The sequence below is a fragment of the Planococcus lenghuensis genome (assembly GCF_001999905.1).
GTDB lineage: Bacteria > Bacillota > Bacilli > Bacillales_A > Planococcaceae > Indiicoccus > Indiicoccus lenghuensis.
In genome coordinates this window covers 1,459,489-1,474,884 of record NZ_CP019640.1, presented here as the reverse complement: position 1 = coordinate 1,474,884, position 15,396 = coordinate 1,459,489, and the positions used below count along the sequence as shown (strand labels likewise).

Here is a 15,396-nt window from a genome sequence, read left to right as displayed (position 1 = left end):
CTCTCTTTTCCTCGTCAGAGCTGCCATGGAAATAATTAAAAGATCGGTCTTCCGCTGCTAATGTTCCGCTGAACAATGATGTCTCCAAACAGCGTTATTACTTTCCTGCTTCTTCTACCGCAAACGTTCATTTAGCCTGGCAGCAGCCGCGGATTCAGGGATTTAGTCACGGGATGTTCAAAAACTGGTGTCTCTTCACTTAATCATGCGAGTTTGTTCCGGTTTCAAGTAGATTTTCATGGTGCCTTCACTTATAATGGAAAAGTAATTAGGAGGGACAGCTATGAATCCATTTGAACGCGATGTTCAGTCCAAGCGGAATGACTTCAACGACTCTGCAGTCGGCTTCGTTGTGTCTTTCGTATTCTTCAGTGCCATCTTCATCATTGCGACAGTTATCGACGTTGTCGCACGATAAGCACAAAAACGCCGGGCCCTTACGGGGGTCCGGCGTTTTCTTTGCTGACGGTCGTTTTCCTGACACTTCCGTCTCTGACCATCAATTCAATCGTCCCGCTGTCCGCTGTATTGAACATCGGAATGCCAAGCGTCTCCAGTCTCGCCACTACGTCGGGATGCGGATGACCATAGCGATTGTCTTTACCGGAAGAAATAATAGCGAACGCAGGCACAGCAGCTTCAAGGAATGCTGCAGTGCTCGATGTCTGACTGCCATGATGCGCGATTTTCAGAACCGTGACTCCCCGCAGCCGGTCGCCGTGCTGCAGCGTTACTTTTCTTTCCCCATCTTCTTCAATATCTCCCGTAAATAATACACGAAATGCTCCCTGCTCCAGCAGAAGCACGAGGGAATCATCATTTCCCGCATAATCAGCGTCTGCAGGCGCCAAATAGGAAAAACTCGCGGACCCGGCAGACCAGCGGACCCCATCTCCCATCGCAAGGACATCCGCCGCCCCCGCTTCCGCAAGGATTACATCCATGCCAGGTGCTTCCAAAGAACCTGGTGAGACATGCAGCTGACCGACACGGAACAGAGACAGGATTTCTTCCGCTCCTTCAATATGATCAGCATCTGCATGACTTAAAATCAACGCATCAATCCCAGAAATCCCTTTCCCTTTCAGATAAGGAGCAACCACCCGGCGTCCGACTTCATAGGGTTCATGCCTCTCCTGGAATTCCTCACCGCCAAACCGGACGACGCCACCAGTGTCCACAAGATAGACGCCTTGCCGATGAGGCAGCTCGATCAATGCACTGTCGCCTTGTCCGACGTCGATAAATGACACGCGAAGCGATGGATCAAGGTAGGGGATTGCGGTAAAGACAAGAGCCGGCACAAAAATAAAGAGAAGTTTCCAGTGACGATACCCCCTTTCAATCGAAACGAAAAACAGCAGGACGCTGCCAAACAGCACAATCAGCCACCCGGCTTCCGGCTTTCCCGGATTCCACATTTGATACGGCAAAGATGCGAGCATGGCCATAAAGGAACCGACGGCCGCCCGCATTGGTTCATATACCGTGAACAGCACATCCGCCGCCGGCTGTGTCAGCAAAGTCAGCCCAAGAAGCAAAAAATTCGCCGGGACAATGACAATGGAATACAGCGGCACAAATAAAAAATTCACCACGAACGCAGACAACGACACTTCATAAAAATGAACGAGCAACAACGGATAAAGCCCGAGCTGTGAAACCGCTGTGATAGCGAATGCCGCCTGCCATTTCGGAAGCTGCCCAAGCAGCTGACCGGAACACAGCAAGCCGAATACCGCTCCGTAGGACAGCTGAAAGCCAATCTGGTAAATAATATACGGGTCTACCAAGATAAATGTGATAAAACTGGCAAGCAATACCGGCATCACGCTGATCCGGGTGCCAACCAGCCGAAGTATAAGCACCAATTCCGCCATGCTGACGGCCCGGATGACAGACGGGCTGCCGCCGGCCAAAAACGCATAAAGCGGCAATGCGATTGCAAGCAAGAGCCAGGCCGTTTCCTTGCGCACATGCAGCCGAATCAGCAAGAAATACGTAATACCGGTCATAATCGCGATATGCAGTCCTGAAATGGCATATAAATGGGAAATACCAAGTGTCCGGAACAGCTGCTCTTCTTCTTGAGACATACCGGCGCGTTCACCGATCAATAAGGCTTGCGCTTCTGATTCTAAGCTATCCGGAAAAGCTCGATCAATATGCAGCGCCACTTCCTGCCGCTTGCGGGCAAGCAGCCCGGCTGCATCCCTCCTCTCTTCCACCTCGCGGACTCCGCTTAATTCCAGCACACGAGCGGCGCCATTATGTTTCAGGTAAGCCGGCATATCAAACGCAAAACGATGCGGAGGCGGGTCGGGCACGCTGAATGTGCCGCTTACTGACAGCACTGAACAGCAAAGCCGGTCTTCATAAAACGCTTTTTCCGCTGCCGAATTGAGCCGGTATGTCGCATAGACGGCCGGACCGTCTTGAATCCGGGCCAAGCCGCGCATGGAATCGCCATCGATGACAGCGCCCCCTTCAAACACCAGGCGTCCTTCAAACGGCGCCCCGTAATTCATTTCCTCCGGCAGCCGGTCAAGCTGCACAGCATATACCACCAAAAACACAAGCAGCAGTGGCGGAATCCAGCCTGAAGATCCTTTCCAATAAAGCCAAACAAAAAGCGGCACAAGAAACACGAGAAAACCCGGTGATTCATGTGCCGCATATGTCGCTGCTGCGGTTCCTGCCGCTGCTGTGAGCAACAGGTCTGATGTAATTGTCAGCCGAATAATGTCTTCACCCGCTCTTCATAAAGGGCCAGTGTTTCTTCATTTTCTCCCTTCTCACGGAGCTTGCCGAGCAGTTCAGTATAGAGAGCGGACTTCTCGTCGCTCTGGAAATCGACACCGCTCTCGTCGAACGGCACTTGGATCACCTTCACACCGGCCTGTTCCAGCAGTTCAATGCCGTACGGGTGGTTTTTGTAATCCTTGGCATAGTAAAGCGTCGAAATGCCCGCCTGGATAATCGATTTCGTGCATTGGAGGCACGGAAAGTGGCTGACGTACATTTCAGCACCACTTACCGACACGCCATATTTTGCACATTGCAGGAGTGCATTCATTTCTGCATGAATGGTCCGGACGCAATGATTATCGATTACATAACAGCCTTTATCCGTACAGTGATCGCCGCCGGAGATGGAGCCATTATAGCCCCCGGCCATGATGCGCCGATCCCGGACGATTGTCGCTCCGACCGACAGGCGCGTGCAGGTGCTCCGGAGCGCGAGAAGATGGCTTTGCGCCATGAAAAATTGGTCCCATGTAATTCGCTTCATCTGATTGCCTCCTGGTGATTGGTATAAAAACAGTTTAGCAGAGGCAAGAAAACCGTCAACCGCTGTTTAATCTACCGTGATGCTATCCTGCAGCTGTTCGTATGTTTTATCGCCGATACCGCTTACTTCTTTCAATTGTTCAATGGATTGAAACGGACCGGATTCGTCCCGGTAAGCGATGATAGCCGCAGCTTTTGACGGACCGATGCCCGGAAGTTCCATGAGCGCTGTCTCGTCGGCTGTATTCAGATTGACCGACCCGGAAGTGCCCGCCGCTGCCGTTGCAGCTGGCGTTGCAGGGACGACAACTTCTTCTCCTAAAGCCGGCACATAGATGCTCATTTCGTCTGACACTTTCATGGCGAGATTGATCGCCCGGTCTTCGGCATCCGGCAATAAGCCGCCGGCGAGCCGGACAGCATCCTGGATCCGCGAATCGGCCGGCAGTTCATAGACGCCCGGTTTTGCCACTTGTCCTTTGATTTCGATGATGATGGAATGATTTTCAGGTTCAGGGAGTTCGGTCTGTTCCAGGGGGAGTGGTGCGGCGGGCGCAAATGATTCGGCCGGCACGCTGGTTTCTGCTGGGGAAAAAACAGTAAAATAAAGCACAGACACAGCCGCTGCGGGGATCAGCAGCCAGCCTGCTTTGCTTCGAAGATCAGTTGTTTTCAGGGACAATCCCTCTTCTCTTCAGGAAGCAATCAGTGAAGCTGTCTTCACTATACCCCAATTACTTCCTGCTTGAAAAGCACTATTTCACGGCCCGGAAAAAAATTCGCTCGCTGGTTTCTTCAGGGGCATCACTGCTGAAATCAGCTGTAATAAAGACATGCTGGAATCCCGCTTCCCGGAGCCACGCCTCATATTGTTCAGGCGGATAAGTCCGCTGTTCGTGCGACTCCTCAAACCGCTCATACAGCCCGCCGGTCCGGACAAAAAAGGTGAGATCATGAATGACGCTCAATTCATGATCTCCCGGTTCGGTATGCCAGATATAAGCGATGTCTTCATCGTCATACACAAATGGGCCTTCCAGGTAAATAGTCGTCATTTTATGGGCGGAATGTACATCGAAAAACAGTTGGCCGCCATCATTCAAAGCGCGGAACGCCTCACGGAACGTGTCTTTGACTTCCTGTTCGGTCTGCAGGTAATTCAAGGAATCAATAGCGATTGTCACGGCGTCAAAACCGGACAGCCCCTCCAGGTCGGTCATCGACAGACAATACAGTGGGATATCATGCCCGCCAGCCTGAAACCGGTCTGCCGCAACTGCCAGCATTTCCTCGGAAAGGTCGCTCGCTGTAACCTGAAAACCCATTTCCGCCAGCATTTCCGCCAGCACACCGGTTCCGCCGGCAACATCGAGCAATTGCCCTCTGCCAGCGAACCGGATGACCCATTCGGCATAGGAATCATATGGGACATCTTCCATCAGCCGATCATACACAGCGGCAAATTTGCCATACATCATATTTCGATGACTGGCGCTTCCCGCCACAGGCGTTCAATATTGTAATAATCCCGCTCATCGCGGTGGAAGATATGGGCGACGACGTCACCAAGATCAATCAGTATCCAGCGGGCAGCATCGAATCCTTCTACGCTTCTGACTGTGATGTCATTTTCATTTGCCTGATCGATCACTTCACGCGCAATTGCCTGAACCTGCCGATCTGACCCGCCGCTCGCTACGAGGAAATAATCCGCCAGCAATGAGATGCCTTTCATGTTCAGCACGACAATATCCTCTGCTCTTTTATCGTCTGCTGCATCGTGTACCAGTTGAAGTAATTGTTCGTTATTCATTCAATCACGTTCCTCTCAGAATTTGTATAATAATTTAAACAATCCAGTGAATCCGGAAAGACAGCGGCGCCTTTTGATTTCAAAAAATCGACCGAATGGCGGACACATGCTGTCAGCATTTCATCCAGCCCTTCCTGTTTCTTCGCCCGGAGCTCCTCAACGCCTGTGAACTTGCGACCCGGTTCGACCAAGTCTGCAATATAAATAATTTTTTCCAGATCCGACATATCCGGCCGGCCCGTCGTATGATAACGGATCGCATTCAGCACATCCGGATCCGTCACGCCGAACTCCTTCCCGGCGACATAAGCACCGACCGGGGCATGCCAAAGTTCGGCATGGTAATCCAGGAGCCGCGGATCCATGTTTTCCTTGATGATGATGCTGCGCATCCAATCCCGGTCCGAGAACTTCGCCACGTCGTGCAGGATGGCGGCCAGATTCGCCTTTTCTTCCGACACGCCGAATTCCTTCGCCAGAACGGCGGCCGATGCCATCACACCGAGCACATGCGTATAGCGTTTCTCGGGCAGGCGCTTTTTCACTTTCTGCAGAACGACACTACGATCCATAAAGATGCTCCTTCCGTATGAACTGTTCGACCGCATCAGGAATCAGATGAGCTACCGGCCCGCCGGCAGCGATGCGCTCCCGGAGAAACGTCGACGACAGCTTCAGTTCCGGTGCGTCCACAAGAGTAACCGGATAGGCCGTTTCTTCATTGTAGCCAGGACGCCGAAATCCGGCGAATGTGACGATCTTCAGCAGGTCATCAATGCGGTGCCAGTCCGTCAGCCCTTCGATCATGTCCCCGCCGATCAAAAAATAAAACACCGCATCCGGTTCCCGGTCCGTCAATTGCTGCATCGTATCAACGCTGTAGGAAACGCCGCCTTTTTCAATCTCGAACGCCTCCACTTCAATTCCGGGATAGCCAGAAGCAGCGAGCCGGGTCATTTCGAGCCGCTGCGCCGCATCCGCACCTGCCACTTCCTTATGTGGCGCCACCGCATTCGGCATGAGCCGCACTTCATCGAGCCCCAGTTTGAACAGCGCTTCATTCGCCATAATCAGATGACCGATGTGCGGCGGATTGAACGTGCCGCCGAGAACCCCGATTTTTCGCATCAGCTCTTCGGCAATTGGATCTGGCGGTTATTAACGGACGGTTTATACAGAACAACCGTAAGGCCGATCAGCTGCACCAGCTCCGCACCCGTACCTTCAGCAAGCGCTTCAGCCACTTCATGCTTGTCGTCTTCATTGTTCTGCAGGATGCTGACTTTGATCAGTTCCCGCTTTTCAAGCACGTCTTCCAGCTGCTTCAGCATTGTTTCGCTGACGCCGCCTTTGCCGACCTGGAAGATCGGATCTAAATGATGCGCTTTGCTGCGCAAAAACCGTTTCTGTTTACCTGTGAGCATAACTTCCTCCTAGTTTCCTGTTAATCTTTTCAATCATCGGTTCTGTATCCGGCCGGATGCCGGTCCATGCTTCAAAAGCAATGGCTCCTTGGTGAACGAACATGACCACACCGTTCTGCACCCGGCCGCCCTGGTCGGCGGCTTGCTTCAGCAGAGGTGTCTCCAGCGGATTGTAGATAATGTCCGACACAAGCGTGCCCGGCGCCAAACCGGTGAGCTTGAGCGGAACCGTATCGTCCTGCAGACCGGCCGAAGTGGTGTTGATGACAGCGGCCATTGCCCCGAGCTGCTCTTCGGCTTCAGCAATCGACAGCGGAATGGCACCGGACGCCGCTGCCAATTCCTCTGCCCGCCGGTATGTCCGGTTGGCGATATACAGCCGGGAAAAACCTTGCCGTTTCAGGGCGAAGGCAATGCCCCGGGCGGCCCCGCCCGCGCCGACCATTAAGATCGGCGCATCTTTCGGCACATTTTCTCCGGCCAGTCCCCGGACGAAGCCGTCGCCATCCGTATTCATGCCGGTTAACCGCCCGTCGTTGCAGCTGACTGTGTTGACTGCGTTCATTTCCGCTGCTGCCGCATCCAATCCACCGAGCAGCGGGACAATTTCCTGTTTGAACGGCAGCGTTACATTAAATCCGCTGACGCCCAATCGTTTAAGAGCAGCGACCCCTTCTTTCAATTCACCTACCCGGATATGCACAGGAATCATGGAAGCGTCAATGCCGCATTCATGGAACCAGATGTCATGCATATAAGGAGACAGGGAATGGGAGATCGGATCGCCGATCACTGCATACCATTTTTTCATGGGCATCCTCCTAGATAAGTGATGGCCGAACCATCACTTCAACGCCTTTCGGTGCATATGCCGCTATGGTGACATTCGCGTGCTGCACGGTAATCCAGCCAAGGCCCGAGAACACGATATCTGTTTTAGCATCCTTTACCCGAAATTCCCTCCGCACTAACTCAGGGAATTCATCTGCATGCGCAGCTGAAGGCGGGCTCAGCACCCCTCCGAGCTGCCGGGCATACAAGTCAGTCGCATTCTCGAGCTTCGTCCGGTGAATATCCAGGTCATTCGCGGCATAAACCGTGAACGACGACCGGTTCCCCTGGATGAAATCAAAACGGGCCAGCCCGCCGATGAACAACGTCTGTTCCGGGTTCAACTGAAATACCCGCGGCTTGATTTCTTTTTTCGGCATGATTTTTTTCAGATCATCCGCATGCAAATAATGCGCCAACTGATGATGATTAATGATTCCCGGTGTATCATACATCGATTGCTCGTCATCAAGCGGAATTTCAATCATGTCCAGCGTCGTGCCCGGAAAATGGGAAGTCGTGATAACATCCCCTCCACCGCTAGCCTGTTTGATGACGCGGTTGATGAACGTCGATTTGCCGACATTGGTGCTGCCGACGACGAATACATCGCCGCCGTTCCGATATGACTCAATCGCTTCCATCGCTTCAGGGACCCCTGTCCCTTTATGGGCGCTGATGGTCAGCACATCGACCGGCTTCAGGCCAAGTTTATTCGCTTCCTGTCTCAGCCAGTTGACGAGCTTCGGCTGTTTGATTGATTTTGGCAGCAGATCCACTTTATTGGCTATCAGCAGCACATCATTACCGCCGGCGAACCGGTGGAGCCCGGGCAGCCAGCTGCCATTGAAATCAAATAAATCGACGATTTTCACGATCAGTCCCTTGCGGCTCCCAAGGCCGTTCAGGATGTTCAGGAAATCGTCGTCAGTCAGCGAGACCGGCTGGAGTTCGTTATAGTTTTTCAGGCGGAAACAGCGCTGGCAGATCACTTCTTCTTTCTGAAGGGAAGCCGCCGGTGCATAGCCCGTTTCATTCGGATGTTCCGTCTGGATTGCAGTGCCGCATCCGATGCATTGTATTATTTCAGTCATAACAGTTCTAATCCTCCCATGTTACATGGCCTTTTTCTTTCAGCCGTTTCATGATGCGCCGTTCGAGCAGCCGGTTAAACCGGGTCACAAAGCCATCCGATTGGGCAACCGGAATCACAAGGATCGTATGAAGCCCTTTCAGATTCCCTCCGAACACATCCGTCATCATCTGATCACCGATCATCACCACTTCGTCTTTGGGAACATCCATGATCTGCAATGCTTTTTTGAACGCTTTGCCCATCGGCTTCCGGGCTTTGTGGATGAATGGAATTCCAAGCGGCCGGGCGAATTTCCGGACCCGCTCTTCATTATTATTGGAAACGACCACAACTTGGATACCGGCATTTTTCAGTGATGTCAGCCAGTCGGTCAGCATCGGCGTCGCATCCGGTCTATCCCATTCAATCAGCGTGTTATCCAAATCCGTGATCACGCCTCTTACCCCCCGCTTCAACAGCATTTCGGGGGTTATATCCGTCACTTTATTCTTGTATTCATTGGGAACAAAAAAACGATACATCGGTTTAAACAGCTCCTAATCGTACCTTCTTTAGCGATTCAAATCATTATAGCACATGAGCAAGGGCTTCTCCCACCTTCACGCGGTTCCCTGCGGCGATGTCCGTCACAAACGCGATTTCCCCTTTTTCAAAGGACAGCACGATTGTGGAGCCAAAGGAGAAATGACCGATTTCCCCGCCTTTTTGCCAGACGGAATCCATGTGAGTAAGCTCAATCGAATTGGCAAACATGGCACCGACTTTTGCCATGATCACTCTGGATCTTTTCCACCCTGACTTTTATATCGTACTGCTGCTTCTGTTCACCGCCTTGATGATCAGCAACATCACTTTACGGAAAATTTAAACCGGAAGCGCAGTAGATGCGCTTCCGGTTCAGTTTTCTCCCACTTCAGCAGAAATGATCAGCATGAGAACAGCCGGCACCAGCATGCCGAACGCCATGAGAAAAACCATAATCCGTCCCTCCTTCACTTTGGTAACTGCTGCCAGTTTAGCATAAGGAGGATACGAAGGCTGTGAGATTTCTCACATTATTGGCGGGCTGTCAAATCCCGGATGACCCGGAGTACGATGGCTGTCGAGTTCTTGGCTGCCGTGTGCAGGAATTCTTCAAAGCTTACAGAAGATTCTTTTCCGGCTATATCCGAAAGTGCCCGGATAACAACAAATGGAACATTAAATTGATAGCATACCTGCGCCACAGCTGCCGCTTCCATTTCCGCCGCCTTCATCTCCGGAAAGAACCCGCGCACCTTTTGTACCCGTTCCGGATCGTTCATGAACGAGTCACCCGTTGCAATCAAACCGACCGCCGGAATCTGTTCGCTCAGTTCCTTAGCCGCCTGGTGGGCAAGTTCGACCAATTCCTCATTCGCACGGAAAGCTGCTGGCAGCTGCGGCACTTGGCCCATCTCGTAATTGAAGGCCGTTACGTCCACATCGTGATGCCGGACCTCGCTTGAAATGACAATTGCCCCGACTTCAAGCTCAGCATCGAATCCGCCGGCGGAGCCTGTATTGATGACCAAATCCGGTTTATACTCCTGCAGCAGGAGTGCTGTCGACATCGCTGCATTCACTTTCCCGATGCCGCTTTTCAGCAGGACGATTTCCTGCCCTTCGTATGTTCCGCGTGTAAATTCACAATTGGCAATCGTATCCGTTACTGGATCTGCCAAACTGTCACGCAATAATTCCACTTCTTCTTCCATCGCGCCGATTACGCCGATTCTCATGATTCATCCTCACCTTTCCATTCATTATTAAACCGAAAAAAAGACGCCTACGTCAATAGGCGCCTTCTGCCGTTGTTAAGACATCCATCTTTTCGGGTTTCCAACCCTCACCGTCGACCCATTGCAAGTATACCCGGTAATGCTTGGTATTATCAGCTGAAGAGACAACACCGACCGACTGCTGAGGTCCACCGCCGTTCTCTACCATCCAGACGATCATCTGATTGGCGTTCAAGCCAGTGGCATAAGCAATGGCATCCAGTTTTTCCTGCCAGTCGGCACTCGACCCGTCATAGCGTGATACATGCTTGCCCGTCTGTTCTGTCCCGATCGGCTCCCAGCTTGTATTGACGACCGTCTCTTCTATAAGAGGATCATCGGAATCTTTTCGGGTGATTGTCCCACCGACGGTTTCTTCCTCAGCCGCTTCTTCCTCAGCGGTTTCTTCCCCCGCGGTTTGTTCCGGCTGTTCTTCTTCCGCTGCTTCCTGGCTGTCCTCTTCCACGATCACCTCTGCCGGCTCATCAGAAACAGTGACGGTTTCCTGTTCGACGCCTCCGTCATCTCCCCCGCCGATTATGATAAATGCCACAGTAATTAAAATTAGTCCAAATACAAGAGCGATTAAAATATTAAGAATTGAATTCGAGCGGTTCCTTCTGTTCATCCGAGAGGGAAAACGCTGGTTTTTATCTGCCATTCTGTAGGCCCCCTTCTGCATTACTATACCATGCCAGTCCGTTACAAATCAGACGACCACATTAAAAAAATGTTTCATCTTGCCGCTGTATAACTGGTCCGAATTCTAAAGAATATCAATCTATGCCAATATCAGCATCAGGAGAAGAAAGAAAAATCGCCCCATCACTCTGCGAAAAACCGGCTGCCGCCCCCCCGAAATCCTTAGAGACGAGGAGGCTTGGCAGTCAGTCCGCGGAATGTTGGAGCGCCGTTTTCTGTCTAAACAATCTTTTATCTACAGGCTTCCAGCCATTTCCCAAAGAAAATGACTGGTGTCATTATGTGATGGATAGGATTTCAATTTCCATTTCGCCGCCGGGCGTAAGCACTTTCACTTTTTCCCCGACGCCGCGGCCGATCAGGCTTTTGGCGATTGGCGAGTCATTCGAAATTTTTCCTTCGATCGGATCCGCTTCAGCTGAACCTACAATCGTATACTCTTCTTTGTCTCCATCCGGAATTTCAACGAATGTAACCGTCTTGCCGAGTGATACGACACCGTTATTCTGTTCGTCATCTTCGATGATGACCGCATTGCGGATCATCGATTCCAGCGTGGAGATGCGGCCTTCCACAAATGCCTGATCTTCTTTTGCTGAATCGTATTCCGAGTTCTCGGATAAATCACCGAAACTTCGTGCCACTTTAATTCGTTCAACGACTTCTTTGCGTTTGACCGTCTTCAGGAAATCCAGTTCCTCTTCGAGCTTCCGTTTGCCGTCTATGGTCATTGGATATTGTTTTTCAGTTGACATACTTTCCACCCCTTCAGTTGCGGATGCTCCGGAATCCGGTGCATCAATCTCGTCATATCATAATATACAATCATTGGAACTTCAAGTACATATTTATTCACTTTATTCAGAACGTTCTATAGATGTTCTTCCAGAATCGCCTTGATTTTCGTCACCATAAGGTCAATGGCCACTTCGTTCTGTCCGCCTTCCGGAATGATCAGATCGGCGTAGCGTTTCGTCGGTTCGATAAATTGGTTATGCATCGGACGGACCACCGACATGTATTGCTCAATAACTGAATCGATCGTTCGGCCCCGCTCATTGATATCGCGCATGAGCCGGCGGATAATCCGGAGATCCGCATCCGTGTCGACAAACAGCTTGATGTCCATCAAATTGCGGAGCTGCTCATCTTCCAGGACGAGAATGCCTTCCAGAATGATGACATCTTTCGGTTCAATTGGAATTTTTTCATCTGACCGGGTGTGGATGGCATAATTATACACCGGCTTCTCGATCGGCCGGCGTTTCAGCAATTCATTCACATGTTCAATCAGCAAATTGGTATCGAATGCCAAAGGATGATCATAATTGGTCTTCAGGCGTTCCTCGAATGCCAGGTGGCTTTGATCTTTATAGTAATAGTCCTGCTCGATCACCACGACTGAATGCTCTTTGTATACCTCATAGATCGCGTTGGTAACGCTCGTTTTTCCCGAACCGGAACCTCCTGCGATTCCAATGACGACTGGACGCTTTTTTTTCATACCGGCACTCCTTTTCCTGCAGATTAACAGCCCGTCCCCGGCTTCCACAAGTTCTGTCACATAGGACGGATGATTCTTCATTCCATCCGTGAACTCCTGCAGTTTCCGGATCATCGTCCGTTTACTTTTCGGCACTTCTTCTAGCGGAAGCGCTGCGAGTCCGCGCATTTGCACATTATCACAATACAGAACCCCGTTTTCAGCCAGCAGCGGCTCATACTTTGTAAAGAACCGCCCGTACTGTCCTTTGGCGGCATCAATGAAAATGGCATCATAATTCGCCTGCAGCCGGTCCGGTTCAAATTCAAGCGCGTCTCCCTCATGCACCGTTATTTGCGTGCATCCGGCATCCGCCACGAAGGTTGCAGCCAGCGCTGCCCGGTCCGAATTCCGTTCAATTGTATCAATCACTGCATCCGGCAACTCTTCCGCCATGCGGAGAGCCGAGTAGCCGATGGCGGAACCAATCTCAAGGATCCGGATCGGCCGCTGTTTTCTGAGCCTGCCGAGCAGTGCTTCCATTCCTTCATCTTCCATAATCGGCACATGGTGTTCGTGTGCATATTCTCTCATCGTCTGTAAAACAGACTTCAAATGATTGCTGTCCATGCCAAGCTCCTTTTACTCACAAAAAATCACGACTAATCATAGCACAAAAAAAGAAAGAAGGCGAGAACGCCTCCCCTCTTTCAACTTAATTTCCAATATGCTCGGCTTGGTTTTCCAGATGTTCTTCGTACGTCTCCGCAAAATAATTGCGGCCGTTTTCGTCAGCAAGGAAGAACAGATAATCGGTATTGGCCGGGTCAAGAACCGCTTCGATGGAAGCTCTGCCAGGAGCGGCAATTGGACCGGGCGGCAGGCCGTCGATCAAGTACGTATTATACGGGCTATCAAACTGATAATCCGCATTCGTCAGCCGGCCTTGATGCTCATCCATCCCATAAATAACCGTCGGGTCTGTCTGCAGCCGCATGGAATTATCCAAGCGGTTGTAGAATACACTGGCGATCGTTTGCCGATCAGACTGGGACGTCGCTTCTTCTTCAAGCAGGGAAGCGAATGTCAGCAGCCAGTGCGGCGACTTTTCAAGTTCCTGCAAAGCAGGTGTATAGTCCTGGAGAACCAGTGCCGTCTGGGCAACCATATCGTTGATAATGGTTTCAAGCGGCGGGGCTTCCTCATAGAATGAATATGTTATCGGGAACAAATACCCTTCGAGTGCATATCGGATTCCCTCGCCTTTAATCTCTTCACTCAAAAGTCCCGGATACTGAGCGATGAGTTCATCGATGAACTCCTCATCAGTCGCCAGCTCCATAAACTCTTCGGCTGTATAATCGGTATGCTCCGCAACGATAGCAGCAATTTGCTCCAACTGAAGTCCTTCCGGCACAGTCATCGTAAATACCGGTTCATGATACACGGTCCCGGTTTTCAGACTTTCCGTGATTTCCGCAAGCGTCATGGAAGGCGATAACTCATACGTGCCCGCCTGGAACTCGGCTTCGTTATTAAATTTAACGTAATAGCGGTAGATTCGCTCATCTTCCACGAGACCATTTTCTTCAAGCAAAGCAGCGATAGAATCTACACTCGAACCGATCGGCACTTCAACTGTGATTGTATCCGCAGCTTCCGGATCAACCGGCTGAAGGGCACCATAGACGTACTGATAGCCCTTATATCCTGCAGTTCCGGCAATGATCAGCAGGATCAGGAACACAGCAAATACAATGCGGCGGATGATCTTTGCTTCTCTTTTTTTCTCTTTCATCCGCTCAAACATCACGTCTTTTTTTGACTGGTTTTCCACGGGTTCTCCCCCTTATCTTTTCCAGTTCAGTATACAGGAAATTCCTTTAAAAGAAAAAGGCGGAACTTTTCCGCCTCTTGCTGTTTACTCTTCTTCCTCTTCATCGAGGAACGTATTCAGCACTTCTTCGATCATATCCCATTCTTCTTCCGTTTCAACCGGATGCAGATCACCGGATGCTTCGCTGGCTTCAGAGCCCGGGCGCTCCGTGAAGGAATATGCGTGAATCTCAATTTCGCCGTCTTCATCTTCATCTGCGCCTACCGGGTAATACAGCACGTAAGACTTATCGAATTCCTCGGAATCGAATGTAAACAGCACCTCATACAGCTGTTCGTTTCCCTCTTCGTCAATAATGGTGATTTGTGATTGTCCGTGTTCCATTTCTGTCACTCCTTATTTTTTACTGTCCAGATAGCCCTGCAGAATCATCACTGCCGCCATTTTGTCGATCACTTTTTTGCGCTTTTTGCGGCTTACGTCCGCTGAAATCAGCATGCGTTCCGCAGCCATCGTCGATAGCCGTTCATCCCAAAGGACAGTCGGGATCCCGTGAGCTTCCTCCAGCAGGGCAGCAAACTTCTGCGATGCCTCTCCGCGCGGACCGACCGTGTTGTTCATGTTTTTCGGAAAGCCGACAACAACTGTCGTCACTTCGTACTGGCGGATCAATTCCCCGATCCGCTCCAGCCCGAACTCCTCTTTTGCTTCATTAATCTTGACGGTTTCAATTCCTTGAGCCGTCCAGCCGAGAGCATCGCTCACCGCCACCCCGACCGTTTTTGAGCCAACGTCCAGCCCCATTGTCCTCATTCGCTGTCCCGTTCATTCTTTTTAACATAGAACTTGACCAGTTCTTCCAGAATTTCGTCACGTTCCAGCTTCCGGATCAGATTCCGGGCATCCTCGTGCCGCGGGATATAGGCGGGATCTCCTGACAGCAGATAACCGACAATCTGATTGACCGGGTTATAGCCTTTCTCTTTGAGCGCAGAATGCACATGGAGCATTACTTCTTTCACTTCACGCTCCATCGAGTCATCCGACGCATTGAATTTCATGGTCTTATCAAACGAGCTCACGACAAGCACCTCACTTTGGGATTTGGGCAAAAGCACCC

Annotated in this window: 21 protein-coding genes and 1 pseudogene; 1 reads left to right on the top strand and 21 read right to left on the bottom strand. The window is 51.1% G+C overall.

Features of this window, described 5'->3' with window-relative positions; genetic code table 11:
• Positions 1-283: 283 nt before the first annotated feature.
• The gene (locus tag B0X71_RS07505; protein WP_077588834.1) at positions 284-418 is read left to right on the top strand and encodes a YqzM family protein; all 135 of its coding nucleotides are present in this window, start codon (positions 284-286) and stop codon (positions 416-418) included.
• 19 nt (positions 419-437) lie between these two features.
• Here B0X71_RS07505 and B0X71_RS07500 read toward each other — a convergent pair whose 3' ends face one another.
• The 21 genes and pseudogenes from B0X71_RS07500 to B0X71_RS07405 form a co-directional block, all read right to left on the bottom strand.
• On the bottom strand, positions 438-2,714 hold the full coding sequence (locus B0X71_RS07500) for a DNA internalization-related competence protein ComEC/Rec2 (protein WP_232336808.1): 2,277 nt from the start codon (positions 2,712-2,714) through the stop codon (positions 438-440).
• 17 nt (positions 2,715-2,731) lie between these two features.
• Positions 2,732-3,292: a ComE operon protein 2 gene (locus tag B0X71_RS07495; protein WP_077588833.1), complete on the bottom strand. Its 561-nt coding sequence runs from the start codon at positions 3,290-3,292 to the stop codon at positions 2,732-2,734.
• Between the two features lie 66 nt (positions 3,293-3,358).
• A complete protein-coding gene (locus B0X71_RS07490; protein ID WP_077588832.1) occupies positions 3,359-3,973 on the bottom strand; it encodes a helix-hairpin-helix domain-containing protein in 615 nt (204 codons plus the stop codon).
• 73 nt (positions 3,974-4,046) lie between these two features.
• A complete protein-coding gene (locus B0X71_RS07485) occupies positions 4,047-4,769 on the bottom strand; it encodes a class I SAM-dependent DNA methyltransferase (RefSeq protein WP_077588831.1) in 723 nt (240 codons plus the stop codon).
• Entirely contained in the window at positions 4,766-5,104 is a 339-nt protein-coding gene (rsfS, locus tag B0X71_RS07480) for a ribosome silencing factor (RefSeq protein ID WP_077588830.1), read from the bottom strand. The genes B0X71_RS07485 and rsfS overlap by 4 nt, the downstream gene beginning before the upstream one ends.
• Complete coding sequence (yqeK, locus tag B0X71_RS07475) at positions 5,101-5,676, bottom strand: bis(5'-nucleosyl)-tetraphosphatase (symmetrical) YqeK (RefSeq protein WP_077588829.1); 576 nt, start codon at positions 5,674-5,676, stop codon at positions 5,101-5,103. Before yqeK ends, rsfS begins: the two co-directional genes overlap by 4 nt.
• Positions 5,666-6,232 carry a nicotinate-nucleotide adenylyltransferase gene (locus B0X71_RS07470; protein ID WP_077588828.1) on the bottom strand — a complete coding sequence of 189 codons (567 nt, stop codon included), beginning with the start codon at positions 6,230-6,232 and terminating at the stop codon, positions 5,666-5,668. The genes yqeK and B0X71_RS07470 overlap by 11 nt, the downstream gene beginning before the upstream one ends.
• Positions 6,232-6,528, bottom strand: coding sequence for a ribosome assembly RNA-binding protein YhbY (yhbY, locus tag B0X71_RS07465; protein WP_077588827.1), 297 nt, complete (start codon positions 6,526-6,528; stop codon positions 6,232-6,234). Before yhbY ends, B0X71_RS07470 begins: the two co-directional genes overlap by 1 nt.
• The gene (gene aroE, locus B0X71_RS07460) at positions 6,515-7,339 is read right to left on the bottom strand and encodes a shikimate dehydrogenase (protein WP_077588826.1); all 825 of its coding nucleotides are present in this window, start codon (positions 7,337-7,339) and stop codon (positions 6,515-6,517) included. Before aroE ends, yhbY begins: the two co-directional genes overlap by 14 nt.
• 10 nt (positions 7,340-7,349) lie before the next feature.
• A complete protein-coding gene (yqeH, locus tag B0X71_RS07455; RefSeq protein ID WP_077588825.1) occupies positions 7,350-8,453 on the bottom strand; it encodes a ribosome biogenesis GTPase YqeH in 1,104 nt (367 codons plus the stop codon).
• Between the two features lie 7 nt (positions 8,454-8,460).
• A complete protein-coding gene (locus B0X71_RS07450; protein ID WP_077588824.1) occupies positions 8,461-8,976 on the bottom strand; it encodes a YqeG family HAD IIIA-type phosphatase in 516 nt (171 codons plus the stop codon).
• A 46-nt stretch (positions 8,977-9,022) separates the two neighbouring features.
• Positions 9,023-9,226, bottom strand: a complete 204-nt coding sequence (locus B0X71_RS07445; protein WP_232336840.1) for a phosphatidylserine decarboxylase — start codon at positions 9,224-9,226, stop codon at positions 9,023-9,025.
• A gap of 284 nt (positions 9,227-9,510) precedes the next feature.
• Positions 9,511-10,215, bottom strand: coding sequence for a 5'-methylthioadenosine/S-adenosylhomocysteine nucleosidase (mtnN, locus tag B0X71_RS07440; protein WP_077588822.1), 705 nt, complete (start codon positions 10,213-10,215; stop codon positions 9,511-9,513).
• Positions 10,216-10,267: 52 nt separating this feature from the next.
• Complete coding sequence (locus tag B0X71_RS07435) at positions 10,268-10,915, bottom strand: YrrS family protein (RefSeq protein ID WP_077588821.1); 648 nt, start codon at positions 10,913-10,915, stop codon at positions 10,268-10,270.
• 319 nt (positions 10,916-11,234) lie between these two features.
• Complete coding sequence (gene greA, locus B0X71_RS07430) at positions 11,235-11,711, bottom strand: transcription elongation factor GreA (RefSeq protein ID WP_077588820.1); 477 nt, start codon at positions 11,709-11,711, stop codon at positions 11,235-11,237.
• Between the two features lie 116 nt (positions 11,712-11,827).
• Positions 11,828-12,460 (bottom strand): uridine kinase, encoded by a 633-nt coding sequence (gene udk / locus B0X71_RS21365; RefSeq protein ID WP_232336839.1) that lies wholly within the window; start codon positions 12,458-12,460, stop codon positions 11,828-11,830.
• Between the two features lie 24 nt (positions 12,461-12,484).
• Positions 12,485-13,069, bottom strand: a pseudogene (locus B0X71_RS21360) (O-methyltransferase); the annotation flags it as partial.
• Positions 13,070-13,154: 85 nt separating this feature from the next.
• On the bottom strand, positions 13,155-14,276 hold the full coding sequence (gene mltG / locus B0X71_RS07420; RefSeq protein WP_077588818.1) for an endolytic transglycosylase MltG: 1,122 nt from the start codon (positions 14,274-14,276) through the stop codon (positions 13,155-13,157).
• A gap of 84 nt (positions 14,277-14,360) precedes the next feature.
• On the bottom strand, positions 14,361-14,660 hold the full coding sequence (locus tag B0X71_RS07415; RefSeq protein ID WP_077588817.1) for a DUF1292 domain-containing protein: 300 nt from the start codon (positions 14,658-14,660) through the stop codon (positions 14,361-14,363).
• Between the two features lie 12 nt (positions 14,661-14,672).
• Positions 14,673-15,089, bottom strand: a complete 417-nt coding sequence (gene ruvX, locus B0X71_RS07410) for a Holliday junction resolvase RuvX (protein ID WP_077588816.1) — start codon at positions 15,087-15,089, stop codon at positions 14,673-14,675.
• Positions 15,086-15,358, bottom strand: coding sequence for an IreB family regulatory phosphoprotein (locus tag B0X71_RS07405; RefSeq protein WP_077590932.1), 273 nt, complete (start codon positions 15,356-15,358; stop codon positions 15,086-15,088). Before B0X71_RS07405 ends, ruvX begins: the two co-directional genes overlap by 4 nt.
• Positions 15,359-15,396 lie beyond the last annotated feature (38 nt).